This window comes from Kitasatospora sp. NPDC057512 (assembly GCF_042802135.1).
GTDB lineage: Bacteria > Actinomycetota > Actinomycetes > Streptomycetales > Streptomycetaceae > Kitasatospora.
In genome coordinates this window covers 1-24,429 of sequence record NZ_JBHVET010000039.1, presented here as the reverse complement: position 1 = coordinate 24,429, position 24,429 = coordinate 1, and the positions used below count along the sequence as shown (strand labels likewise).

Sequence of the window (24,429 nt, the reverse complement as noted above, 5' to 3'; positions counted from 1 at the left end):
CGGCCGCTCCGCCGTGGCGTGCCCGGCCACCGGCTTCTCGCCGGTCGGCCCGACGTTCTCCCGGCGGCGCAGGTAGCGCTCGAACTCGCGGGCGATGGCGTCGCCGGAGGCCTCCGGCAGCTCCGCGGTGTCCTGCGCCTCCTCCAGCTGCTGGACGTACTCGGCCACCTCGCTGTCCTCGGCGGCCAGCTGGTCCACGCCGAGCTGCCAGGCCCGGGCGTCCTCGGCGAGCTCGCCCGGCGGGATGCGCAGGTCCAGCAGGTCCTCCAGCTTGTTGACCAGGGCCAGGGTGGCCTTCGGGTTCGGCGGCTGCGAGACGTAGTGCGGCACCGCGGCCCAGAGCGTCACGGCCGGCACCCCGGCGTGGGTGCAGGCCTCCTGGAGCACCCCGACGATGCCGGTGGGGCCCTCGTAGCGGCTCTCCTCCAGGTCCAACCGGCGAGCCAGGTCCGGATCGGAGGTGACCCCGCTGACGGGCACCGGGCGGCTGTGCGGGGTGTCCCCGAGCAGGGCGCCCAGGATCACCACCAGCTCGACGCCCAGCTCGTGGGCGAAGCCCAGCAGCTCGTTGCAGAACGAGCGCCAGCGCATGCTCGGCTCGATGCCGCGGACCAGCACGACGTCCCTGGTCGTCGGCTCCGTCACCCGGATCACCGAGAGCCGGGTGGTCGGCCAGGTGATCCGGCGGATGCCGCCGTCCAGCCAGACCGTGGGCCGGTTGACCTGGAAGTCGTAGTAGTCCTCCGCGTCCAGCGCGGCGAACACCTTGCCGTTCCAGGTCTCGTCGAGATGTGCCAGAGCCGCGGAGGCGGCGTCGCCCGCGTCGTTCCAGCCCTCGAAGGCGCAGACCATCACCGGGTCGATCAACTCGGGAACATCTTCCAGCTCGATCACCCAGCGTCTCCCTCCGGTCGGCGGTCGGACCTGCGCCGCCCCGGCTGGCCTGCCGGGGCGCCGACGGGCCGGCTGCCGACTGTCGAACCTCTCGTCTCCCATGGAACGCCTCGCTCCATGGTCCCTACCTGCCCAGCCTACGGGCTTTGATGCGCACCGCGGCCGGGCACCGGGACAGTCTGGGGGAGCGGACCGCCGGGATCCACCGGTTATCGGCGGCGCCGGAGCTGACGGTCCGTCAGGCGTTCACCAGGGGCGGAGCGTGTTCGAACGGCGACGCGGCGTGCCGCCGCCGCCCGGCGCACGGGCCCGCCGGGCGGGCTACTCCGGGTCCACCCAGCCGTCGCGGTACGCCGCCCAGTGCTCGGGCAGCGCGGCGAAGTCCACGTACAGCGCGACGCCGAAGCCGGCCCGCCGCAGGTCCTCCCGGCCCAGGCCCAGCCGGACGCCCCGGACGGCGGCCCGGGCGGTCTCGGCGTCGCCCCAGTGCCCCCACTTGTCGTCCCAGAAGAACGGCAGGCCCATCAGCAGGTCCACGTCGGCCGGGGTGGCCCGCAGGGCGAGTTCGGTCTGCCGGGCGACGTAGCCGCCGTACAGCGGCTCGGTGGGCATCGAGGTGTCGTAGCTCATCACCGCGATCTGGTCGACCCGGCGGGCGGTCTCGGTGAAGTACGCCTGGTCCCACCACTTGCCGTGGTCGGTGAGCAGGATGCCGGCCGTGTGCAGGCCCGGGACCGGGTCGATCTGCGGGGCCGCCACCGACAGCTTGGCGCCGCGCGCCGCGGTGACCGGGCGGACCTGGTCGAGCAGGGCCAGCCAGCCCGCCGAACCCGGGCGGATCGGCTCCATGTCGAAGTGCACCCCGTCGAAGCCCAGGTCCAGCACCTGGCGGGCGGAGGCGGTGACCCGGTCCCGGGTCGGGCCGTCCTCCAGGTCCAGGGCGTCCTTCTCCGGCTTGACCTCGTCGCCCAGCCAGCTCTGCAGCCGTACGCCGGGCAGCTCCCGGTGCACGGTGTCGGTGAACCAGCGGCCGCGGGGGTGGACGGTGGGCGGCAGCGAGCCGTCGTGCTCCAGCGGGCCGGTGTGCACGTAGAGGTCCCGGATTCCGGTGCCGGCCAGCTGCCGGCCCAGCGCGGCCACGTCGGCCTCGGTCTTGCGGCCGTCCACCCAGGCGTGGCCGAGCCAGAGCGCGTCCCGGCCCCGGGTGCGGGCGTCGGCGGCGGGCTCGCCGGTGTAGTGCAGCCGGAACACCACGAACACCGAGCCCAGCGCGGTGGCCGGCACGGCCGCCACCAGTACCAGGGCCAGCAGTGACCGGCGCCACCACGACCATGCCCGCCAGTGGTCGCGCAGCACGCGGAACGGGGCCGTCAGGGCCCGACCGGCTCGCTGCGCGGAGGTCCCGAATCGGGCCACGCGCTTGCTCCCCCCTTGCGGTCGAACGCTCAGGATACGGAATGGAACGGCGGGCCGACCCGTGGGCCGGATACCCTGGCCACGTGCGGGCCCGAGCAAGCGGGTCCGCAAAGCCGACAGCCGTCGCACCAGGGAGAAGCCCATGGCCACAGCAGCCACCCCGTCCATCACTCAGCAGAACCGTGCGAACGCGCTGCGTGAAGCGCTCGCCACCCGGGTGGTGGTCGCCGACGGAGCCATGGGCACCATGCTCCAGGCGCAGGACCCGACGCTGGAGGACTTCCAGAACCTCGAAGGCTGCAACGAGGTCCTCAACATCACCCGCCCGGACATCGTCCGGTCCGTCCACGAGGCCTACTTCGGGGTGGGCGTGGACTGCGTGGAGACCAACACCTTCGGCGCCAACTTCAGCGCCCTCGGCGAGTACGAGATCGCGGAGCGGATCTTCGAGCTGTCCGAGTCCGGCGCCCGGATCGCCCGCGAGGTGGCCGACGCCCATGCCGCCGCCGACGGCCGCACCCGCTGGGTGCTCGGCTCGATCGGCCCCGGCACCAAGCTGCCGACGCTCGGCCACGCCCCGTACGAGACGCTGCGCGACGGGTTCCAGCAGAACGCGGCCGGCCTGATCGCCGGCGGCGCCGACGCGCTGCTGGTCGAGACCAGCCAGGACCTGCTGCAGACCAAGGCCGCCATCCTGGGCTCCAAGCGGGCCCTGGCCGAGGCCGGCCTGGACCTGCCGGTGCTGGTGCAGGTGACGGTGGAGACCACCGGCACCATGCTGCTCGGCTCGGAGATCGGCGCCGCGCTCACCGCGCTGGAGCCGCTCGGCGTCGACTACATCGGCCTCAACTGCGCCACCGGCCCGGCCGAGATGAGCGAGCACCTGCGCTACCTGGCCAAGAACGCCCGGATCGGCCTGTCCTGCATGCCGAACGCGGGCCTGCCGGTGCTCGGCAAGGACGGCGCCCACTACCCGCTCTCCCCGGCCGAACTGGCCGACGCCCACGACGTGTTCACCCGCGAGTACGGCCTCTCGCTGGTCGGCGGCTGCTGCGGCACCACCCCCGAGCACCTGCGCCAGGTGGTCGAGCGGGTCCAGGGCCGCCCGATCGCCCCGCGCGACCCGCGCCCCGAGCCCTCGGCGGCCTCGCTGTACCAGGCCGTGCCGTTCCGCCAGGACACCTCGTACCTGGCGATCGGCGAGCGCACCAACGCCAACGGTTCGAAGAAGTTCCGCGAGTCGATGCTGGCCGGCGACTGGCAGGCCTGCGTGGAGATCGCCCGCGACCAGATCCGGGACGGCTCCCACCTGCTGGACCTCTGCGTGGACTACGTCGGCCGCGACGGCGTCGCCGACATGAAGGAGATCGCGGGCCGGCTGGCCACCGCCTCCACCCTGCCGATCGTGCTGGACTCCACCGAGCCGCCCGTGCTGCGGGCCGGCCTGGAGGCGCTCGGCGGCCGCGCGGTGCTCAACTCGGTCAACTACGAGGACGGCAACGCCCCCGACTCGCGCTTCGGCCGGATCGCCTCGCTGGCCCGCGAGCACGGCGCCGGTCTGATCGCGCTGACCATCGACGAGCAGGGCCAGGCCCGCACCGCCGAGCTGAAGGTCGAGATCGCCGAGCGGCTGATCGCCGAACTCACCGCCGACTACGGCATCGACGAGGGCTCCATCCTGGTCGACTGCCTCACCTTCACCCTGGCCACCGGCCAGGAGGAGTCCCGCCGGGACGGCATCGAGACCATCGAGGCGATCCGCGAGCTCAAGCGCCGCCACCCCGCGGTGCAGACCACCCTGGGCCTGTCCAACATCTCCTTCGGCCTCAACCCAGCCGCCCGGGTGGTGCTCAACTCGGTCTTCCTGCACGAGTGCGTGGAGGCCGGCCTGGACTCGGCGATCGTGCACGCCTCCAAGATCCTGCCGATCTCCCGCATCCCGGAGGACCAGCGCGAGGCCGCGCTCGACCTGGTCTACGACCGCCGCCGGGACGGCTACGACCCGCTGCAGCGCCTGCTGGAGCTGTTCGAGGGCGTCTCCGCCGCCTCGGTGAAGGCCTCCAAGGCCGAGGAGCTGGCCGCCCTCCCGCTGGAGGAGCGGCTGCAGCGCCGGATCATCGACGGCGAGCGCAACGGCCTGGAGGCCGACCTGGACGAGGCGCTGGCCGGGCGCCCGGCCCTGGAGATCATCAACGACACCCTGCTGGCCGGCATGAAGGTGGTCGGAGAGCTCTTCGGCTCCGGCCAGATGCAGCTGCCGTTCGTGCTCCAGTCCGCCGAGGTGATGAAGACCGCGGTGGCCCACCTGGAGCCGTACATGGAGAAGTCCGACAGCGAGGGCAAGGGCACCATCGTGCTGGCCACCGTCAAGGGCGACGTCCACGACATCGGCAAGAACCTGGTCGACATCATCCTGTCCAACAACGGCTACAACGTGGTCAACCTGGGCATCAAGCAGCCGGTCTCGGCGATCCTGGACGCCGCGCAGGAGCACAACGCGGACGTGATCGGGATGTCCGGCCTGCTGGTGAAGTCCACCGTGATCATGAAGGAGAACCTGGAGGAGCTGAACCAGCGCAAGCTGGCCGCGAGCTTCCCGGTGATCCTCGGCGGCGCCGCGCTCACCCGGGCCTACGTCGAGCAGGACCTGCACGAGATCTACGAGGGCGAGGTCCGCTACGCCCGGGACGCCTTCGAGGGCCTGCGGCTGATGGACGCGCTGATCGCGGTCAAGCGCGGCGTGCCCGGCGCGGCCCTGCCGGAGCTCAAGCAGCGCCGGCACGCCCGGGTCGAGGTGGAGGAGCCGGAGCCCGAGGTGAACCTCGGCCAGATCCGCTCCGACGTCGCCGTCGACAACGCCGTGCCCGTCCCGCCGTTCTGGGGCGACCGGATCGTCAAGGGCATCCCGTTCGCGGACTACGCCTCCTGGCTGGACGAGGACGCGCTGTTCAAGGGGCAGTGGGGCCTGAAGGCGGCCCGCTCCGGCGAGGGCCCCTCGTACGAGGAGCTGGTGGAGACCGAGGGCCGGCCGCGGCTGCGGGCCTGGCTGGACCGCCTGCAGACCGAGGGCTGGCTGGAGGCCGCCGTGGTCTACGGCTACTACCCGGCCAACTCCAAGGGCGACGACCTGATCGTCTTCCACGAGGACGGCACCGAGCGCACCCGCTTCACCTTCCCGCGCCAGCGGCGCGGGCGCCGGCTCTGCCTGGCCGACTTCTTCCGCCCGGAGGAGTCCGGGGTGCGGGACGTGGTGGGCCTCCAGGTGGTCACCATGGGCAACCGGATCTCCGAGGCGGCCAACGAGCTGTTCGCCGAGAACTCCTACCGGGACTACCTGGAGCTGCACGGCCTCTCGGTGCAGCTGGCCGAGGCGCTGGCCGAGTTCTGGCACGCGCGGGTCCGCTACGAGCTGGGCTTCTCCGGCGAGGACCCGCAGGACGTCAAGGACATGTTCGCGCTCAAGTACCGCGGCGCCCGCTTCTCGCTCGGCTACGGGGCCTGCCCCGAGCTGGAGGACCGGGCCAAGATCGCCGAGCTGCTGAAGCCGGAGCGGATCGGCGTGGTGCTCTCCGAGGAGTTCCAGCTCCACCCGGAGCAGTCCACCGACGCGATCGTGATCCACCACCCGGAGGCGAAGTACTTCAACGCCCGGTAACCCCCGGTTCCCTCCGCATTCGCTCTTTCCGGACGAAGCGGGCGTATCCTTGATGATCCTGAACGGGCCGGTCCGCTCACCTGCGGGCCGGCCCGTGCCTTCCCCGGGGCCGCCCGGGCCTGCCGGAAGGACCCCCGCCATGACCACCAGCCCCACCGCCACGCGCATCCTCGACCACGGGGACGACCGCGGGCTCCAGGCGGTGCTGCTGGACATGGACGGGACGCTGGTGGACACCGAGGACTTCTGGTGGCAGGCCGAGGCCTCGCTCTTCGCCGAGCTGGGCCACGAGCTGGACGAGGCGGACCGCGCCCACGTGGTCGGCGGTCCGATGGCCAGGGTGATGGAGTACCTGGTCGCCCGGACCGGGGCGGACATCGCGCCGGCGGACCTCGGCGTGCTGGTCAACCAGCGCTTCGTCGACCTGCTGGCCGGCGGCGTGCCGCTCATGCCGGGCGCCGAGCGGCTGCTCAACACCCTTGCCGCGCACGGCATCCCGGCCGCCCTGGTGTCCGCCTCGCACCGGCACGTGATCGACATCGTGCTGCGCTCGCTGGGCGCCCACCACTTCGCCTTCAGCATCGGCGGGGACGAGGTGCCGCGCACCAAGCCGTTCCCGGACCCGTACCTTGAGGCGGCCCGGCGGCTGGGCGCGGAGCCGGCCCGCTGCGTGGTGGTCGAGGACACCCCGACCGGGGTGCGGGCGGGCGAGGCGGCCGGCTGCCCGGTGATCGCGGTGCCCTCGGTGGCGGCGATCGAGCCGGCTCCGGGGCGGCTGGTGGTGTCCTCGCTGGAGCAGGTCGACCTCGACCTGCTGCGCTCCCTGGTCGCCTCGCGGGTGTGATTGTCGTCTCATTGCGAGGCGGCTCTACTCGCCGGTACGAGGCCCGGCGAGCCCCCGGATCGGCGCTGCCGGGGGAGAAAACGGTCATTGGCTGACAACTCGTCGGGTGCGCGGTGATGCCCTGAACGACCGTGTCCCAAACGTCATCTGCACGGGTACCGGTCGTGCGTGTTCGATATGGCACGCTACTCCAGTTCGTGCCACCCAGAAGGACGCGCCTCGTGAAGACTTCAGCTGAACGCCTGGCAGTACTCGGTTGCGCCGGCCTGGTCGCCGTGTCGGTGGCGGGTTGCGGATCGGTGACCGACGTGGTCAAGGGGGACAGCGGCAAGTCCATCACCATGGGCACCAGTCAGCTGACCGGTGTCCTGGATCCGGCCGCCGCCTACGACTCCGGCTCCTGGCTGCTGCTGCGCAACACCTTCCAGTCGCTGCTCACCTTCCAGGCCGCCGCCAGCGCGCCCTCCCCGGACGCCGCGCAGTCCTGCGAGTTCACCAGCGCCGAGGCCACCGAGTACCACTGCACCCTGAAGCCCGGTCTGAAGTTCTCCAACGGGCACCCGATGACGGCCCAGGACGTGGTCTTCTCGATCGAGCGCACCAAGAAGATCCACGACGAGAACGGCCCGGTCGAACTGCTGGACTCGATCAAGTCCGTCGAGGCCAAGGGCGACAACGAGGTGCTCTTCCACCTCTCCACGCCCGACGCCACCCTGCCGGCCAAGCTGGCCAGCCCGGCCGGCGCCATCGTGGACCACCAGGTCTACCCCGCCGACAAGGTCCTCCCCAACGACAAGCTGATCGGCTCCGGCCCGTACCGGATCGACTCGGTCGAGAACCTGAACGGCGGCAAGCAGCTGGGCAAGGTCGTGCTGTCGGCCAACGACAAGTACGGCGGCGAGGCCAAGCTCCGGAACAACAAGTTCACCGTGCGGTACTTCGACAAGGCCGAGGACCTGAAGACCGCGCTGGACAAGAGCGAGATCGACCTCACCGACAACAGCCTGGAGCCGAACACCGCCGCCCAGGTCCGCTCCGACCAGCAGGGCGGCAAGGCCGACCTCCAGGTGACCGAGGGCGACAGCAACGACACCCGTTCGCTGGTCCTCAACACCAAGGACCCGCTGATGAGCAACGTCGCGGTCCGCCAGGCCGTCGCCCAGATGATGGACCGCAAGGCGCTGGCCCGCGACGTCTTCGCCCGCACCGTCCAGGCGCTCTACTCCATGGTCCCGGCCGGCCTGCCCGGCCACACCACGGCCTTCTTCGACCGCTACGGCGACCAGGACGTGAACAAGGCCAAGAAGATCCTGACCGACGCCAAGGTCCAGATCCCGGTCAAGTTCACGCTGACCTGGTCCCGTTCGCGGGCCGGCAGCAACGAGGCCGAGACGCTGAAGAAGCAGCTGGAGACCGGCGGCCTGTTCCAGGTGACGCTCGCCCAGGAGCCGGACTGGGACTCGTACCGCAAGGGCTGGGCCGAGAGCAAGTACCAGGCGTACATCATCGGTTGGTTCGCCGACTACCCGGACCCGGACAACTACCTCGCCCCGCTGCTGGTCAACGGCGGTGCCTACCACCACGGTTGGGACGACCCGCGGATCAGCGGCCGGCTGGTGCCGGAGGGCCTCAAGCAGACCGACCGCAGCGCCGCGGCCGGCACCTACGCGCAGATCCAGCAGATCGAGGCGGAGAACGTGCCGCTGATCCCGCTGTACCAGAACAAGTCCTTCTTCGCGGCCCGCTCGTACGTCACCGGCGTCGAGACCACCGTCGACACCACCGGCTACTTCCGCTTCTGGGAGATCAGCCGGAACAACAAGTAGCGCCCGCAGGACGGCGGCCCGCCCGCTTCCCCGTCGGTACGGGGGAGCCGGACGGGCCGCCGTGACGTTTCCGCGGCCCGGTGGGGCCGCCGCTGGCCCGCTACAGGGCGCCCGGGCGCACCAGCCCGCTCTCGTACGCGTACACCGCCGCCTGCACCCGGTCGCGCAGCTGGAGCTTGGTCAGCACATGGCCCACGTGGGTCTTCACGGTGGTCTCGCTGACGAACAGCTCGGCCGCGATCTCCGCGTTCGACAGCCCGCGCGCCACCAGCTTCAGCACCTCCAGCTCGCGCTCGGTCAGCGCGCCCAGCGCCTGCGGCGGCGCCTCGTCGCCCGAGGGCAGCTTGGTGGCGTACATGTCCAGCAGCCGGCGGGTGATGCTCGGCGCCAGCATCGCCGCGCCGTCCGCGACCACCCGGATCGCCTGCACCAGCTCCTCGGCCGGGACGTCCTTCAGCAGGAAGCCGCTGGCGCCCGCGCGCAGCGCCTCCACCACGTACTCGTCCAGGTCGAAGGTGGTCAGCACCAGCACCTTGGCCGGGCCGTCCCGCCCCGGGCCGGCGATCCGGCGGGTCGCCTCGACGCCGTCCATCCTGGGCATCCGGATGTCCATCAGCACCACGTCGGGCTGCAGCGCCCGCACCTGGTCCAGCGCCTGCTGGCCGTCACCGGCCTCGCCGACCACCACCAGGTCGGACTCGGCCTCCAGAATCATCCGGAAACCGGTGCGCAGCAGCGGCTGGTCGTCGACCAGCAGCACTCGGATCGTCACCTAGGACTCCTTGCTCATCGGATCCCCCGTGGGATCGCTTTCATCCGACGTACGGCTCAGCGGCAGCGGGTACGGCGGCGGGGTGCCGCCGAACTCCGGGCAGCTGGCCTGGTGGTCGCACCAGTCGCAGAGGCGGTTGCGGGTCGCCGGGAAGTCCCCGGTGGCCACCGCGTGGCCGATCCGCTCCCACAGTGCCCGGAGCTTGCGCTCCACCGCGAGCAGGTCCGCCTCGTCCGGGTCGTAGCTGACCACGTCCCCGCCCCCGCCGAGGTAGACCAGCTGGAGGCGCTTGGGGATCACGCCCTTCCAGCGCCACACCACCAGGGCGTAGAACTTCATCTGGAACATCGCCTTGCCCTCGAAGTCCCGCGAGGGCGCCCGGCCGGTCTTGTAGTCCACCAGCCGGACCTCGCCGGTCGGGGCGACGTCCACCCGGTCGATGTAGCCGCGCAGCAGCAGCCCCGAATCCAGGGCCGTCTCCACGTACAGCTCCCGCTCCACCGGGTGCAGCCGGGTCGGGTCCTCCAGCCGGAACCACTGGCCGACCAGCTTCTCGGCGTCCGCCAGCCAGCGGGTGAGCGCCGCACCGTCCGGGTCGTCCGGGAACAGCGAGCCGAGCTCCGGGCGCTCGCCCAGCAGCCGCTCCCACTGCGGGCGCAGCAGGCCCAGCGCCCGGTCCGGCGTCCGCTCGGCCGCCGGGCTGTCGAACAGCCGCTCCAGCACCGCGTGCACCAGCGTGCCCCGGGTCGCCGCCGAGCTCGGCGGCTCGGGCAGCCGGTCGATCACCCGCAGCCGGTACAGCAGGGGACAGGTGAGGAAGTCCCCCGCTCGGGACGGGGAGAGCCCGGTCGGGGGTGCCGCCGGGCGCCCGGCGGCACTGCTGGTCTGGGTGTGCTGCATGGCTACGACCCTATTGCCCTTTGCTGTCATCCCGCTGCCACGGTGCTGCCACGGCCGCCGGTGAGTGGGTATGAAGGCAGAAGGAGGGCCGCGCAGCGCCGGGGGGCCGCGATCACGTAGCGTGGGCGCACCGGGCACGACGGGGGAGACGACCGAAGGGATCACGGTGAGCGACAGCAGGGGGCAGCAGCCCTCCGACCGGCCACCGCAGGCGGGCGACGGGCGCCCGGCCGCGCCGCCGCCCGAGCGCCGCGGCGGCATCCTGATGGGCCGGCCCTTCGGCGTGCCCATCTACGTCACCCCCTCCTGGTTCGTCATCGCCGCGCTGATCACCTGGGTGTTCGGCGGACAGCTGGGCGACGTGCTGCCCGACCTCGGCGGGGCCCGCTACCTGGTCGCGTTCTTCTTCGCGGTCGCCTTCTACGCCTCCGTCCTGGTGCACGAGCTCGCCCACACCCTGGTCGCACTGCGCTACAAGCTCGGGGTGCGGCGGATCCAGCTCCAGTTCTTCGGCGGGGTCTCCGAGATCGAGAACGAGGCGGAGAGCCCCTGGCGGGAGTTCTGGCTGGCCTTCGTCGGCCCGCTGCTCTCGCTGCTGCTCGGCGGCGTGTTCTACCTGGGGGTGCGGGCGGTGGAGCTGTCCACCGTGCCCGGGGTGCTGCTCACCGGCCTGATGGTCTCCAACCTGGTGGTCGCCGCCTTCAACCTGCTGCCCGGCCTGCCGCTGGACGGCGGCCGGATGCTGCGCGCGGTCGTCTGGGCGGTCACCGGCCGGCCGATGACCGGCACGGTGGCCGCCGCCTGGGTCGGCCGCGGGCTGGCCGTCGCCGTGCTGATCGGCCTGCCGCTGCTGAGCGCCGCCCGCGGGGTCGAGCGCACCACCACCGACACCCTGGTGGACGCGGTGCTCGCCGCGGTGCTCGCCGCGATCATCTGGAACGGCGCCACCGGCAGCCTGCGCAACGCCCGGCTCAAGGAGGTGCTGCCCTCCCTGCGGCTGCGCGAACTGGCCCGGCGGGCCGTCGAGGTCACCGCCGACACCCCGCTCGGCGAGGCGCTGCGCCGCGCCCGCGAGGCCGGGGCCGGCGCGGTGATCGTGGTGGACGGCCGGGGCGAGCCGATCGCCCTCGTACGGGAGTCCGCCGTCCGCTCGGTGCCCGAGCACCGCCGCCCCTGGGTGGCCGTCGGCCCGCTCGCCCGCGACCTCGAACCCGGGCTGCGGCTGGACGCCGACCTCGGCGGCGAGGACCTGCTGCGGGCCGTCCAGGCCACCCCGGCGGGGGAGTACCTGGTGGTCGAGTCGGACGGCCGGGTGTACGGCGTGGCCGCGCTCAGCGACATCGAGCAGCGGCTGACCGCCGCCGTCTCCGGCCGCTGATCATGGTGGTAAGGCGGAAGGCTCCGCTTCCCTTAGGATTGTCCGCATGTCCGAACCGACCGGTGCCGCCCGCCGACGCGGGCCCTTCCAGGTCGGGGACCAGGTCCAGCTGACCGACCCCAAGGGTCGCCACTACACGTTCACGCTCCAGGCCGGGAACCAGTTCCACACCCACAAGGGTGCGTTCCCGCACGACGAGCTGATCGGCGCCCCCGAAGGCACGGTCGTGCGCACCACGGGGAACGTCCCGTACCTCGCGCTGCGCCCCCTGCTCCCCGACTACGTCCTGTCCATGCCGCGCGGCGCCGCCGTGATCTACCCCAAGGACGCGGGGCAGATCCTGGCGATGGCCGACATCTTCGCCGGCGCCCGCGTCGTCGAGGCCGGCGTCGGCTCCGGCGCGCTCTCCACCTACCTGCTGCGCGCCGTCGGCGACACCGGCATGCTGGCCTCCTACGAGCGCCGGCAGGACTTCGCCGACATCGCCCAGGGCAACGTCGAGCGCTACTTCGGCGGTCCGCACCCGGCGTGGAAGCTCACCGTCGGCGACCTCCAGGACAACCTGGTCGAGACCGACGTCGACCGCGTCATCCTCGACATGCTGGCCCCCTGGGAGTGCCTGGACGTCGCCTCCAAGGCGCTCGTCCCCGGCGGCCTCATCTGCTGCTACGTGGCCACCACCACGCAGATGTCGAAGACCGTCGAGGCGCTGCGCGACCACGGCACCTTCACCGAGCCGCAGGCCTGGGAGACCATGGTCCGCACCTGGCACCTGGAGGGCCTCGCGGTCCGCCCGGACCACCGGATGATCGGCCACACCGGCTTCCTGCTCACCGCCCGCCGCCTGGCGGACGGCGTCGAGCCGCCGCTGCGCCGCCGCCGCCCGGCCAAGGGCGCGTACGGCGAGGACTACGACAACGGGACGCCCGAGCCCACCCTCCAGGAGCGCGCCGCCGCCCGCAAGGCCGCCCAGGCCGCGGAGGCGGACCAGCCCGACCTGGGCTGAGCCCCGAACCCACCGACAAGGGGTGGTACGAGCACACCGCTCGTACCACCCCTTTCGCATTCCGCCGCTCACGGTGTGGGACGATGCTGGCTCACGCCTTGGCTCTTGGAGCGCTGGAGGGGACGCCTGGTGGAGACCGCGGTCGGGACGACGGCGACGGTTGGACAGCAGACACCGCGGGGCCGCTCCGGGCCCGGGCACGCGCGCACCGTCCCCTGGCACTGGGCCGTCGCCCTGGCCGGCTGCGGCGCGGTGGTGGCGGCCGCGCTCGCGGCCTCCCCGGCGACCGGCACCCCGGTGCCCGCGCACGGCACCCCCCAGGCCCTCGTCGCGAGCGCCGCCCCCGACCCGGCCCGGGCCCAACTCCCGCTGGACTGCGGCCCGTTCCCGGTCAAGACGGCGCTCAGCGTGCCGGCCCGGCTCGGCGACGGACGCCCCGGCACCGTGGTCGCCGCGCACTGCGCCACCGAGACCGGCACCCCGCCGGACGCCGTCTTCCTGCTCGGCTTCGGCCCGGGCGAGCGCCCCGAGGTGGTGGCCACCCTGCTCCCCGAGCGCGAGAACCTCACCGTGAGCCGGATCGCGGTGCGTTCGGACGGCGCCATCACCGGCCACGCGCAGGGGTATTCGAGCGAGGACGTGCCGCGGTTCCGGCCCGACATCTCGCTCGACCTCACCTGGACGCGGCGGAGCGGCGGCTGGGAACGCTCCCAGACCGCCGCCCCGCTCCACCAGGCCTGAGCCCGGCCCTACTCCGCGTCGGGGCCGTACACCTCGACCCGGTCGGCGACCCGGCGCACGTGGATGCAGTCGCCGGGGCACTCCTTCGCCGAGTCCACCACGTCCTGAAGGATCGTCAGCGGCACCGGGGCGCTCTCCCCGGGCTGCTGGCGCAGCTCGTCGTCCGGCCCCTTCACGTAGGCCAGCCCGTCGATGTCGAGCTCGAAGACCTCGGGCGCGTACTGCACGCAGATGCCGTCGCCGGTGCACAGATCCTGGTCGATCCACACCTCCAGCGCCTCGGCCGCCGCCGTCTGCTCGGTCACCGACATGGTCCCCTGCCGTTTCTGTCCCGGGTCGCCCCTATTCCTGGAGCAATCCCGCCATTCGTACAACGATCGGACCTCGACTTGTGGTCGCGATCGGATATCACTTCGCTCGACGATACATCTGGCCCGCTTTGGGTGGTGCGCGGTGGGTATCCCCCTTAGCAGAGGGGAAGCACGCTGGGGCGAAGATCGGACACGCCCGTTCCATCTTTCTTGATCTAGGGGTTTACGGACCCCTGGTCCCAGGTAGGGTCTGGAAGCGTCCAGCTCCCCGGAGGAGGTGAGGACCGTGGCAGCCCACGATGACGACTACAACCGCAGCACCGGCAGGCCCGCTCGTGGTTCCGACGAGGCCGCTCAGGTCTCGTACCTTGAGCAGGAAATCGCCGTGCTGCGCCGCAAGCTCGCCGACTCGCCGCGCAATTCGAGGATCCTCGAAGAGCGGATCGTCGAGCTCCAGACCAACCTGGCGGGCGTGACCGCCCAGAACGAACGGCTCGCCTCCACCCTGCGCGAGGCCCGCGACCAGATCGTGGCCCTCAAGGAGGAAGTGGACCGGCTGGCACAGCCCCCGGCCGGCTTCGGCACCTTCCTCGACGCGAACGAGGACGGCACCGCGGACATCTTCACCGGCGGGCGCAAGCTCCGCGTGAACGTCAGCCCGAGCGTCGCCCTCGACGAGGTGCGGCGCGGCCAGGAAGTGATGCTCAACGAGGCCCTCAACATCGTGGACGCGATGGCCTTCGAGAACATCGGCGAGATCGTCACCCTCAAGGAGCTCCTGGAGGACGGCGAGCGCGCCCTGGTGCTGGGGCACACCGACGAGGAGCGGGTGGTGCGCCTCGCCGAACCGCTGCGCGGGCTGACCATCCGGTCCGGGGACGCCCTGCTGCTGGAGCCCCGCTCCGGCTACGTCTTCGAGGTCGTCCCGAAGTCCGAGGTCGAGGAGCTGGTCCTCGAGGAGGTCCCGGACATCGACTACCGCCAGATCGGCGGCCTGAGCAACCAGATCGAGCTGATCCGCGACGCGGTCGAGCTGCCGTACCTGCACGCCGACCTCTTCAAGGAGTACGAGCTGCGCCCGCCCAAGGGCGTGCTGCTCTACGGCCCGCCCGGCTGCGGCAAGACGCTGATCGCCAAGGCGGTCGCCAACTCGCTGGCGAAGAAGGTCGCCGAGGTCACCGGACGCCCCCAGGGGAAGAGCTACTTCCTCAACATCAAGGGCCCCGAGCTGCTCAACAAGTACGTGGGCGAGACCGAGCGGCAGATCCGCCTGGTGTTCCAGCGGGCCCGGGAGAAGGCGGGCGAGGGCACGCCCGTCATCGTCTTCTTCGACGAGATGGAGTCGCTGTTCCGCACCCGCGGCTCCGGCGTCAGCTCGGACGTGGAGAACACCATCGTCCCGCAGCTGCTCGCCGAGATCGACGGCGTGGAGGGCCTGGAGAACGTCATCGTCATCGGCGCCTCGAACCGCGAGGACATGATCGACCCGGCGATCCTGCGGCCCGGCCGCCTGGACGTCAAGATCAAGATCGAGCGCCCGGACGCCGAGGCCGCGAAGGACATCTTCTCCAAGTACCTCAAGGACTCGCTGCCGTTCCACCCGGACGACCTCAAGGAGCACGACGGCTCCGTCGAGGCCACGGTGGTCGCGATGATCCAGTCGGTGGTGGAGCGGATGTACTCCGAGACCGAGGAGAACCGCTTCCTGGAGGTCACCTACGCCAACGGTGACAAGGAGGTCCTGTACTTCAAGGACTTCAACTCCGGCGCGATGATCCAGAACATCGTCGACCGCGCGAAGAAGATGGCCATCAAGGACTTCCTCGACCACGGTCAGCGGGGCCTGCGCGTCTCCCACCTGCTCGCCGCCTGCGTCGACGAGTTCAAGGAGAACGAGGACCTCCCGAACACCACCAACCCGGACGACTGGGCCCGCATCTCCGGCAAGAAGGGCGAGCGGATCGTCTTCATCCGCACGCTGGTCACCGGCAAGCAGGGCGCCGAGTCCGGCCGCTCGATCGACACTGTCGCCAACACGGGGCAGTACCTGTAAGCACGCGGTTGTCCGGGCCGGCAGCGGTTCCCGGAGCTGTACGCACACCGTCCGGCTGTGGCGCCTCGCGGCCCCGCAGCCGGACGGCGCGTCTCCGGGCCCGCCGTTCGGCGCCGGGTTCTAGGCTCGACCCACCGCGCGCGGGCAGAGGCCCGGCGCCGGTGTTGTTCGGCGGTACGTCAGCGTGCTCCGCCCGTCGGGGGCGGTGCACCGGGCAAGGAGGGCCGCATGACCGTACGGCGCGTGATGGGCATCGAGACGGAGTACGGGATCTCCGTGCCCGGGCACCCCAACGCCAACGCCATGCTCACCTCGTCCCAGATCGTCAACGCGTACGCGGCGGCGATGCACCGGGCACGGCGGGCCCGCTGGGACTTCGAGGAGGAGAATCCGCTGCGCGACGCACGGGGGTTCGACCTGGCCCGCGAGGTCGCGGACGCCAGCCAGCTGACCGACGAGGACATCGGCCTCGCCAACGTCATCCTCACCAACGGGGCCCGGTTCTACGTGGACCACGCGCACCCCGAGTACAGCTCGCCCGAGGTGACCAACCCGCGCGACGCCGTGCTCTGGGACAAGGCCGGCGAGCGGATCATGGCGGCCGCCGCGCAACGCGCGCTGGAACTGCCCAACGGGCAGAACATCCACCTGTACAAGAACAACACCGACAACAAGGGCGCCTCCTACGGCACCCACGAGAACTACCTGATGAAGCGGGCGACACCGTTCGCCGACATCGTCCGCCACCTCACCCCGTTCTTCGTCTCCCGCCAGGTGGTCGCCGGCGCCGGCCGGGTCGGCATCGGCCAGGACGGCTCGGCGCACGGCTTCCAGCTCAGCCAGCGCGCGGACTACTTCGAGGTCGAGGTGGGCCTGGAGACGACGCTCAAGCGCCCGATCATCAACACCCGGGACGAACCCCACGCCGACGCCGAGAAGTACCGCCGGCTGCACGTGATCATCGGGGACGCCAACCTCTCCGAGATCTCCACCTACCTCAAGCTGGGCACCACCGCACTGGTGCTGTCGATGATCGAGGACTCGTTCATCGCCGCCGACCTCGCCGTCGACCAGCCGGTGCGCACCCTGCACCGGGTCTCCCACGACCCGACGCTCAAGCACCTGATCACCCTGCGCAACGGGCGCAAGCTCACCGCCGTCCAGCTCCAGCTCGAGTACTTCGAGCTGGCCCGCAAGTACGTCGAGGACCGCTTCGGCAACGACGCGGACGAGCAGACCGTGGACGTGCTGACCCGCTGGGAGGACGTCCTCGGCCGGCTGGAGCGCGACCCGATGTCGCTGTCCCGGCAGCTGGACTGGGTCGCCAAGCGGGAGATCCTGGAGGGCTACCGCAGCCGGGACGCCCTGGAGTGGGACAACCCGCGGCTGCACCTGGTCGACCTCCAGTACAGCGACGTACGGGCCGAGAAGGGCCTCTACAACCGCCTGGTGGCCCGCGGGCGGTTCGAGCGGCTGCTCACCGAGGCCGAGGTCGAGCGGGCCGTCTCCAAGCCGCCGGACGACACCAGGGCGTACTTCCGCGGGCGCTGCCTGGAGCAGTACGCGGAGCACGTCGCGGCGGCCTCCTGGGACTCGGTGATCTTCGACCTGCCCGGTCGGGACTCGCTGCAGCGCGTGCCCACCCTGGAGCCGCTGCGCGGGACCCGCAACCACGTCAAGGAGCTGCTGGACCGCTGCCGCACGGCCGAGGACCTGCTCCGGGTGCTGTCCGGCGGGTAACTTTTCGATCACCATGGGTGAACGTCCGCCGAATGGGAATCATCCGGGGTGGCAGCGGGTGTTGGACAGGAAGCGCCACCGGCAAACCGGGAGCGGCAGTCGCACCTTGTGTATAGGGTCGGTGCAGCAAGCAACGACCCAACCGTGCCAGACGAATCGAGCGGGGTGAGGGAAATGGCGAGCAAGGACACCGGCGGCGGCCAGCAGCGGGCGAACCGTTCCTCCGAGGAGGTCGAGGAGCAGGCCGCGGAAAGCCAGAATTCCGAGGACCTCAAGGAGCGCCAGGAAAAGCTGAGCGACGACGTCGACGCGGTTCTGGACGAAATCGACGAGGTCCTCGAGTCGAATGCCGAGGATTTCGTGCGCGGATTCGTCCAGAAGGGCGGGCAATAGCCCGGTCCGGGCATTCCGAATTCACGGTCGCGACCGATCGGGGCGGCCGGGCGGCGAACACCGCCCGGCCGTCCGGCACCGGCCCCTCCACCCGTGGACAGTGATCGTCGGGCGGGTAGGGTGCGGGCAGCGCGCGCTTCAAGCTACCTGGAAGGAATCGTGTGGAAGCCAACACTCGTGGCACCGGGCGTCTACCGGCTGCCTTCCTGACCCCGGGGTCGTCCTCGTTCCTCGACTTCCTCGCCGAGCACAAGCCGGAGCTGGTCCCCGGGCTCCGGGGGCTCCCCGAGGGCGTCGTGGTCGAGGCCCCGCACGGGACCACGCTCGTGGCTGCGATCTTCGACGGCGGCGTCGTGATCGCGGGTGACCGCCGGGCGACGATGGGCAACGTGATCGCCCAGCGGGACATGGAGAAGGTCTTCCCGGCCGACGAGTACAGCGCGGTCGGCATCGCCGGCACCGCGGGCCTCGCGGTCGAGATGGTCCGGCTGTTCCAGCTGGAGCTGGAGCACTACGAGAAGATCGAGGGCGCCACGCTCTCCCTGGAGGGCAAGGCCAACCGGCTCACCACCATGATCCGGGGCAACCTGGGCATGGCGATGCAGGGCCTCGCGGTGGTGCCGCTGTTCGCCGGCTACGACCTGGACCTCGGCCGCGGCCGGATCTTCAACTACGACGTCACCGGCGGGCGGTCCGAGGAGCGCGGCTTCGCCGCCACCGGCTCGGGCTCGGTCTTCGCCCGCGGCTCGCTGAAGAAGCTCTACCGCGAGGGCCTGACGGCCGACCAGGCCGCCACCCTGGTCGTCCAGGCCCTGTACGACGCGGCGGACGACGACTCCGCCACCGGCGGCCCGGACCTCGCCCGGAAGATCTTCCCGATCGTCTCGCTGATCACCGAGGACGGCTTCCGCCGGCTCACCGAGGCCGAGGTGACGGAGATCGTCGTCGCCATCACCGACGAGCGCCTGGACCGGCCCAACGGCCCGCAGGCCCCGCTGATCTAGCCATCACCTCACAGAAAGGGGACGACCGCCGGTGTCGACACCGTTCTACGTCTCGCCCCAGCAGGCCATGGCGGACCGCGCGGAGTACGCCCGCAAGGGCATCGCGCGCGGCCGCAGCGTGGTCGTGCTCACCTACGCCGACGGCATCGTCTTCGTCGCGGAGAACACCTCCAGGGCGCTCCACAAGGTCTCCGAGATCTACGACAAGATCGCCTTCGCGGCGGTCGGCCGCTACAACGAGTTCGAGAACCTGCGCATCGGCGGCGTCCGCTACGCCGACCTGCGCGGCTACTCCTACGACCGGGCCGACGTCACGGCCCGCGGCCTGGCCAACGTGTACGCCCAGACCCTGGGCACCATCTTCTCCTCGGTCGGCGAGAAGCCGTACGAGGTCGAGCTGATCGTGGCCGAGGTCGGCCGCACCTCCGACAACGACCAGATCTACCGGCTCACGCCGGACGGTTCGGTCGTGGACGAGAAGAACTACGTGGTGGTCGGCGGCAACGCCGACTCGATCGGCAACTACCTGGGCCAGCGCCACCGCGCCGGCATCGGCCTCACCGAGGCGGTGAAGCTCGCCGTGGACTCGCTCGCCCGCGACCCCAACGGCGGCAGCCCGCGCAGCCTCACGCCGGAGCAGCTGGAGGTGGCGGTCCTCGACCGCCAGCGGTTCCAGCAGCGCAAGTTCAAGCGGATCCTGGGCAACCAGCTGGGCCGGCTGCTCGAGGGGGACCAGTCCGCGGAGGCGGACGACGAGGACAACCCGGCGGACGGCACGCCGGTGTAGCAGTGCCTGGGGAGTCCCGGACGGCGGCCCCGCCGCCGTCGTTCGGGACTCCGGTGCCCCTGCGGCGGCCCAGCCGTCGTGGAGGCGGTTTCGGACAGCTCCGACAGAGAATGGAGTGCTCATGGACCGCCGGATTTTCGGGCTGGAGAACGAGTACGGCGTGACCTGCACGTTCCGCGGGCAGCGACGGCTGTCCCCGGACGAGGTGGCGCGGTACCTGTTCCGCCGGGTCGTCTCCTGGGGCCGCAGCAGCAACGTCTTCCTGCGCAACGGCGCCCGCCTCTACCTCGACGTCGGCTCCCACCCCGAGTACGCCACCCCCGAGTGCGACGACGTCGTCGAGCTGGTGACGCACGACAAGGCCGGTGAGCGCATCCTCGAAGGGCTCCTGGTGGACGCCGAGCGTCGGCTGCACGAGGAGGGCATCGCCGGGGACGTCTACCTCTTCAAGAACAACACCGACTCGGCCGGGAACTCCTACGGCTGCCACGAGAACTACTGCGTGGCCCGGCACGGGGAGTTCTCCCGGCTGGCCGACGTGCTGATCCCGTTCCTGGTCACCCGGCAGCTGATCTGCGGGGCGGGCAAGGTGCTCCAGACCCCGCGCGGCGCGGTGTACTGCGTCAGCCAGCGGGCCGAGCACATCTGGGAGGGCGTCAGCTCCGCCACCACCCGCTCGCGCCCGATCATCAACACCCGGGACGAGCCGCACGCGGACGCCGAGCGCTACCGACGGCTGCACGTGATCGTCGGCGACTCCAACATGTCCGAGACCACGACGCTGCTCAAGGTCGGCTCCACCGACCTGGTGCTGCGGATGATCGAGGCCGGCGTGGTGATGCGCGACCTCACCCTGGAGAACCCGATCCGGGCGATCCGCGAGGTCAGCCACGACCTCACCGGCACCCACCAGGTGCGGCTCGCCAACGGCCGGGAGGCCAGCGCGCTGGACATCCAGGAGGAGTACTACACCAAGGCCCTGGAGTTCGCGGACCGCAAGGGCATCAACACCGGCACCGTCGCCCGGGTCCTCGACCTGTGGGGCCGCACCCTGGAGGCCGTCCGCAGCGAGCGGCTGGACGGGGTCGCCCAGGAGATCGACTGGATCATGAAGTACAAGCTCATCGAGCGCTACCGCGAGAAGCACCAGATGAGCATGTCCAACCCGCGGGTGGCGCAGATCGACCTCGCGTACCACGACATCCACCGCCGCCGCGGCCTGTTTTACCTGCTCCAGGGCAAGGGCCAGGCGCAGCGGGTGACCACCGACCTCAAGACCTTCGAGGCCAAGTCGATCCCGCCGCAGACCACCCGGGCCCGGCTGCGAGGGGACTTCATCCGGCGGGCCCAGGAGCAGCGCCGGGACTTCACGGTCGACTGGGTGCACCTGAAGCTGAACGACCAGGCGCAGCGCACGGTGCTGTGCAAGGACCCGTTCCGTTCGGTGGACGAGCGGGTGGAGAAGCTGATCGCGGGGATGTAGCCCCCGGCCGTGTGATCAAGGCGGCGACCGGCCCCGGTGGTGTCTACCGGGGCCGGACGCGTGCCGGGCATACGCTGTCCGTCGAGTCAGGAGAGCCGACTTCGACCGACAGTTAGGACCACCGTGCGCCGCACCGCCGGTTTGCTTCTCACCCTGCCGTTGCTGCTCGCGGTCGCCTGCAGCAGCTCACCCAAGGCGGCGGGCCCGGTGACGCCGTCCGCGGCGAGCGCCGCCCCGACGGTGCCCGCGCCGGTCGGCGAGGCGTCACCGATGCCCACTCTTTCGGGTGGCGGGTTCGGCAGCAAGGCCACCATCACCATCCCCGAGGGCCAGCAGCCCAGCGGCCAGTTCGTGGTGAACACGGTCAGCGAGGGCGATCGGGCGACCGTCAACAAGGGCGACTGGGTGACGGTCAACTACACCGCCAGGGACTGGACCACCGGCAAGGACCTGCCCAGCTCGTACGACGCCAACGGCAAGCCGCAGCTCTACCAGGCCGGCAGCGGGCAGCTGGTGCCGGCGCTGGACCAGAGCGTGATCGGCAAGAAGGTGGGCAGCCGGCTGCTGGTGGTCGCCCCGCCGGCGGCGGCCTTCGGCGAGCAGGGCTCCACCCAGCTGGGCGTCAACAAGGGCGACACCGTGGTGTTCGTGCTGGACGTCATGGAGAGCCTGCCGCCGGACTCCACGCTGACCGGCGCCATGACCGAGCCGGCCGCGACGATGCCGCAGGTCAAGGACAACGGCAAGGCGCCGGCCACGATCACCATCCCGACCGGGCAGGCCGCCCCCACCGACCTCCAGCAGGCGGTGCTGATCAAGGGCGAGGGCAAGCAGGTCAAGAGCGGGCAGACGCTGGTGGTGCAGTACACCGGGGTGCTCTGGGCGAACGGCCAGCAGTTCGACGCCTCCTGGACGCACGGCGGCGCGCAGGCGGTGCAGATCGGCACCGGCAGCGTGATCGAGGGCTGGGACAAGGGCCTGGTCGGGCAGAACGTCGGCAGCCGGGTCCTGCTGGTGGTGCCGCCGGCGCTCGGCTACCAGGACAAGGCGCAGGGCTCGGTGCCGGCGAACTCGACCCTGGTCTTCGTGATCGACATTCTCGAAGCGGTCTAGGAAGTCACCGGGGGGATTCCGTACGCTTGGGCGGACGCTCGTACAACGAAGCGTCCGCCCTCATCCTGAGCTGTCATACTGCCCACGCACTGTGGCAGGCGCCGCCCGGTGCCGAGGTCCGGGGCGGGCGGTGCGACCGCAGGCCGGCGTGCCCACGCCGGGCGCAGACCTGGAAGACCTCGTGGCGAGATGGATGGGGAGTCATGACTGAGAAGACGCCGAGCCCGGGCGGGGCCGGCACCGCGGCGAACGACAGCTCCGCGGGTGACCCGGCCGCCTCTCGTCCCGGCGGTCCGGTTGGCGGGGACCGCGAGTCGATCGTCGTCCCCCCGGCGATCCTGGCGCAGCAGGCGGGCTGGGCGCAGCCCGGCGAGGCGCCGCGCGCCACGGGCGGGACCAAGACGGACGACGCCCCGCAGATCTTCGCCTCCAACGTGCGCAAGTCCGACACGTCGGAGGCCGGGTACGACGAGAACCCGCCCGGCGTCGGCAAGCTGGGCGTGATCCTCGGCACGGTGATCGCCCTGCTGCTGGTCGGCAGCGGCGTCACGCTGTACATGGTGAACAAGGACGGCTCCAAGGACACCGCCGCGGCCAAGCCGGACGCGGCCAAGAGCGCGCCGCCCACGCCGACCGCCGACCCGGTGCCGCCGATCAAGGACAGCGCCAAGGTGCTGCCGACGGTCGCCGGCGACTTCGGCAAGAAGGCCGACATCCAGATCCCGGCCGAGGCCTCCGACGGCTCCTTCGTGGTGAAGGTGCTCACCGAGGGCACCGGCGCCAAGGTGGAGAAGAACTCCTGGGCCTCGGTGGACTACACCGCCAAGGACTGGAACACCGGCAAGGACATCCCGAGCTCGTACGACGCCAACGGGAAGCCGCAGATCTTCCAGGCCGGGACCGACTCGCTGATCCCGGCGCTGGACCAGGCCGTGATCGGCAAGAAGGCCGGCAGCCGGCTGCTGGTGGTGGCCCCGCCGGCCGCCGCGTTCGGCGCCCAGGGCAAGGCCGACATGTCGATCGGTCCCAAGGACGACCTGGTCTTCGTGATCGACGTCCGCAACGCCAACGCGCCCGACGCCGTGGTGAGCGGTACCGTCACCCCGCCGCCCGCGGACTTCCCGCAGGTCAAGGACAACGGCAAGAAGCCGGCCGAGATCACCCCGGTCGCCGGGGCGAAGGACCCGACCGAGCTGAAGTCGCACGTCCTGATCAAGGGCACCGGGCCGAAGGTGGAGAAGGGCGAGAAGGTCGTCGTCCAGTACACCGGCGCGCTGTTCTCCAGCGGCAAGGTGTTCGACTCCTCGCTCAGCAAGGGCCAGGCGTTCAGCTTCCCGGTCGGTGGCGGCCAGGTCATCCAGGGCTGGGACCAGGGCCTGGAGGGCCAGACCGTCGGCAGCCGGGTCGAGCTGGTGATCCCCGCCTCGCTGGGCTACGGCGACAAGGGCCAGGGCGACATCCCGCCCGGCGCGACGCTGGTCTTCGTGGTGGACATCCTGGACGCCGGTCAGGGCTGATCCACTTTCGGGTGACAATGGTGCACGTGTGACCTTCGGGTCCGGCCGCGTGGCCGGTCCCTTGCGGGCGGCGGGCGCCCGTACCGTGGTCCGGGAAGAACGGACCGGGTGCGGGCGTCCGCCGCTTGGTCGTGACAGCAGAGCGAATGTGAGAAGAGGGACTGTGAGCGTCAACCTCAACGAGAAGCCCGAGATCGACTTCCCGATCGGCGACGCCCCGACGGAGCTGCAGATCCGCGACATCGTCGTGGGCGACGGCGCGGAGGCCAAGCGGGGCCAGAACGTCAGCGTCCGCTACGTCGGTGTGACCTTCGAGACCGGCGAGGAGTTCGACGCGAGCTGGAACCGGAGCCCCAACGAGTTCCGCTTCCCGCTGGGCGGCGGCCGGGTCATCAAGGGCTGGGACCAGGGCGTCGTCGGCATGAAGGTCGGCGGCCGCCGCGAGCTGACCATCCCGTCGCACCTGGCGTACGGCGCCCAGTCGCCGACCTCGGCGATCCCGCCGCACTCGACCCTGATCTTCGTGGTCGACCTGCTGGCCGTCTGAGCCCGCTCGTACCGTGGGCCGGACCCCTCCGGGGGCCCGGCCCACGGGC

20 protein-coding genes and 1 pseudogene are annotated in these 24,429 nt (G+C 71.2%); 16 read left to right on the top strand and 5 right to left on the bottom strand.

The annotated features are described in order from the left end of the window. On the bottom strand, positions 1-894 hold an 894-nt coding region (locus ACFU6K_RS05130; protein WP_380660973.1), incomplete at its 3' end, for a PAC2 family protein. A gap of 321 nt (positions 895-1,215) precedes the next feature. Further along, a complete protein-coding gene (locus tag ACFU6K_RS05125; RefSeq protein ID WP_380660972.1) occupies positions 1,216-2,310 on the bottom strand; it encodes a hypothetical protein in 1,095 nt (364 codons plus the stop codon). A 142-nt stretch (positions 2,311-2,452) separates the two neighbouring features. On the opposite strand from ACFU6K_RS05125, the gene metH reads away from it, so the two are divergent. The 3 genes from metH (at position 2,453) to ACFU6K_RS05110 (ending at position 8,635) form a co-directional block, all read left to right on the top strand. Then, positions 2,453-5,965, top strand: coding sequence for a methionine synthase (metH, locus tag ACFU6K_RS05120; protein ID WP_380660970.1), 3,513 nt, complete (start codon positions 2,453-2,455; stop codon positions 5,963-5,965). Between the two features lie 139 nt (positions 5,966-6,104). Further along, complete coding sequence (locus ACFU6K_RS05115; protein WP_380660969.1) at positions 6,105-6,809, top strand: HAD family hydrolase; 705 nt, start codon at positions 6,105-6,107, stop codon at positions 6,807-6,809. A gap of 221 nt (positions 6,810-7,030) precedes the next feature. After that, positions 7,031-8,635 carry an ABC transporter substrate-binding protein gene (locus ACFU6K_RS05110; RefSeq protein ID WP_380660968.1) on the top strand — a complete coding sequence of 535 codons (1,605 nt, stop codon included), beginning with the start codon at positions 7,031-7,033 and terminating at the stop codon, positions 8,633-8,635. Between the two features lie 100 nt (positions 8,636-8,735). Here ACFU6K_RS05110 and ACFU6K_RS05105 read toward each other — a convergent pair whose 3' ends face one another. Continuing rightward, positions 8,736-9,407, bottom strand: a complete 672-nt coding sequence (locus ACFU6K_RS05105) for a response regulator transcription factor (protein ID WP_049650980.1) — start codon at positions 9,405-9,407, stop codon at positions 8,736-8,738. Continuing rightward, positions 9,408-10,307 carry a RecB family exonuclease gene (locus ACFU6K_RS05100; RefSeq protein ID WP_380660967.1) on the bottom strand — a complete coding sequence of 300 codons (900 nt, stop codon included), beginning with the start codon at positions 10,305-10,307 and terminating at the stop codon, positions 9,408-9,410. A 166-nt stretch (positions 10,308-10,473) separates the two neighbouring features. Here ACFU6K_RS05100 and ACFU6K_RS05095 point away from each other — a divergent pair, with 166 nt between their 5' ends. The 3 genes from ACFU6K_RS05095 to ACFU6K_RS05085 all read left to right on the top strand — a co-directional run bounded on the left by ACFU6K_RS05095 (position 10,474) and on the right by ACFU6K_RS05085 (position 13,432). Continuing rightward, entirely contained in the window at positions 10,474-11,685 is a 1,212-nt protein-coding gene (locus tag ACFU6K_RS05095) for a site-2 protease family protein (RefSeq protein ID WP_380660966.1), read from the top strand. A 46-nt stretch (positions 11,686-11,731) separates the two neighbouring features. Then, the gene (locus ACFU6K_RS05090) at positions 11,732-12,691 is read left to right on the top strand and encodes a tRNA (adenine-N1)-methyltransferase (RefSeq protein ID WP_380660965.1); all 960 of its coding nucleotides are present in this window, start codon (positions 11,732-11,734) and stop codon (positions 12,689-12,691) included. Between the two features lie 129 nt (positions 12,692-12,820). Beyond that, positions 12,821-13,432 carry a hypothetical protein gene (locus tag ACFU6K_RS05085; protein ID WP_380660964.1) on the top strand — a complete coding sequence of 204 codons (612 nt, stop codon included), beginning with the start codon at positions 12,821-12,823 and terminating at the stop codon, positions 13,430-13,432. Positions 13,433-13,440: 8 nt separating this feature from the next. Here ACFU6K_RS05085 and ACFU6K_RS05080 read toward each other — a convergent pair whose 3' ends face one another. Continuing rightward, the gene (locus ACFU6K_RS05080; RefSeq protein ID WP_049651996.1) at positions 13,441-13,743 is read right to left on the bottom strand and encodes a ferredoxin; all 303 of its coding nucleotides are present in this window, start codon (positions 13,741-13,743) and stop codon (positions 13,441-13,443) included. A gap of 286 nt (positions 13,744-14,029) precedes the next feature. Between ACFU6K_RS05080 and arc the strand changes: the two genes are divergently transcribed. From arc to ACFU6K_RS05030, 10 genes and pseudogenes are all read left to right on the top strand, one after another. Next, positions 14,030-15,796, top strand: coding sequence for a proteasome ATPase (arc, locus tag ACFU6K_RS05075; RefSeq protein ID WP_380660963.1), 1,767 nt, complete (start codon positions 14,030-14,032; stop codon positions 15,794-15,796). A gap of 228 nt (positions 15,797-16,024) precedes the next feature. Further along, positions 16,025-17,536: a depupylase/deamidase Dop gene (dop, locus tag ACFU6K_RS05070; RefSeq protein ID WP_380660962.1), complete on the top strand. Its 1,512-nt coding sequence runs from the start codon at positions 16,025-16,027 to the stop codon at positions 17,534-17,536. A 174-nt stretch (positions 17,537-17,710) separates the two neighbouring features. After that, positions 17,711-17,929, top strand: a complete 219-nt coding sequence (locus ACFU6K_RS05065) for a ubiquitin-like protein Pup (RefSeq protein WP_049652012.1) — start codon at positions 17,711-17,713, stop codon at positions 17,927-17,929. 132 nt (positions 17,930-18,061) lie between these two features. Continuing rightward, a pseudogene (locus ACFU6K_RS05060) lies at positions 18,062-18,139 on the top strand (recombination endonuclease VII); the annotation flags it as partial. Next, entirely contained in the window at positions 18,136-18,933 is a 798-nt protein-coding gene (prcB, locus tag ACFU6K_RS05055; RefSeq protein ID WP_380660974.1) for a proteasome subunit beta, read from the top strand. The pseudogene ACFU6K_RS05060 and the gene prcB, both read left to right, overlap by 4 nt. Before the next feature lie 31 nt (positions 18,934-18,964). Then, positions 18,965-19,720 (top strand): proteasome subunit alpha, encoded by a 756-nt coding sequence (gene prcA / locus ACFU6K_RS05050; protein WP_380660961.1) that lies wholly within the window; start codon positions 18,965-18,967, stop codon positions 19,718-19,720. A gap of 121 nt (positions 19,721-19,841) precedes the next feature. After that, a complete protein-coding gene (gene pafA / locus ACFU6K_RS05045) occupies positions 19,842-21,203 on the top strand; it encodes a Pup--protein ligase (RefSeq protein ID WP_380660960.1) in 1,362 nt (453 codons plus the stop codon). Between the two features lie 123 nt (positions 21,204-21,326). Then, positions 21,327-22,316, top strand: coding sequence for an FKBP-type peptidyl-prolyl cis-trans isomerase (locus ACFU6K_RS05040; protein ID WP_380660959.1), 990 nt, complete (start codon positions 21,327-21,329; stop codon positions 22,314-22,316). A gap of 203 nt (positions 22,317-22,519) precedes the next feature. Beyond that, complete coding sequence (locus ACFU6K_RS05035; RefSeq protein ID WP_380660958.1) at positions 22,520-23,833, top strand: FKBP-type peptidyl-prolyl cis-trans isomerase; 1,314 nt, start codon at positions 22,520-22,522, stop codon at positions 23,831-23,833. 163 nt (positions 23,834-23,996) lie between these two features. After that, positions 23,997-24,380: an FKBP-type peptidyl-prolyl cis-trans isomerase gene (locus ACFU6K_RS05030; protein ID WP_380660957.1), complete on the top strand. Its 384-nt coding sequence runs from the start codon at positions 23,997-23,999 to the stop codon at positions 24,378-24,380. The last annotated feature ends 49 nt before the right edge of the window (positions 24,381-24,429 follow it).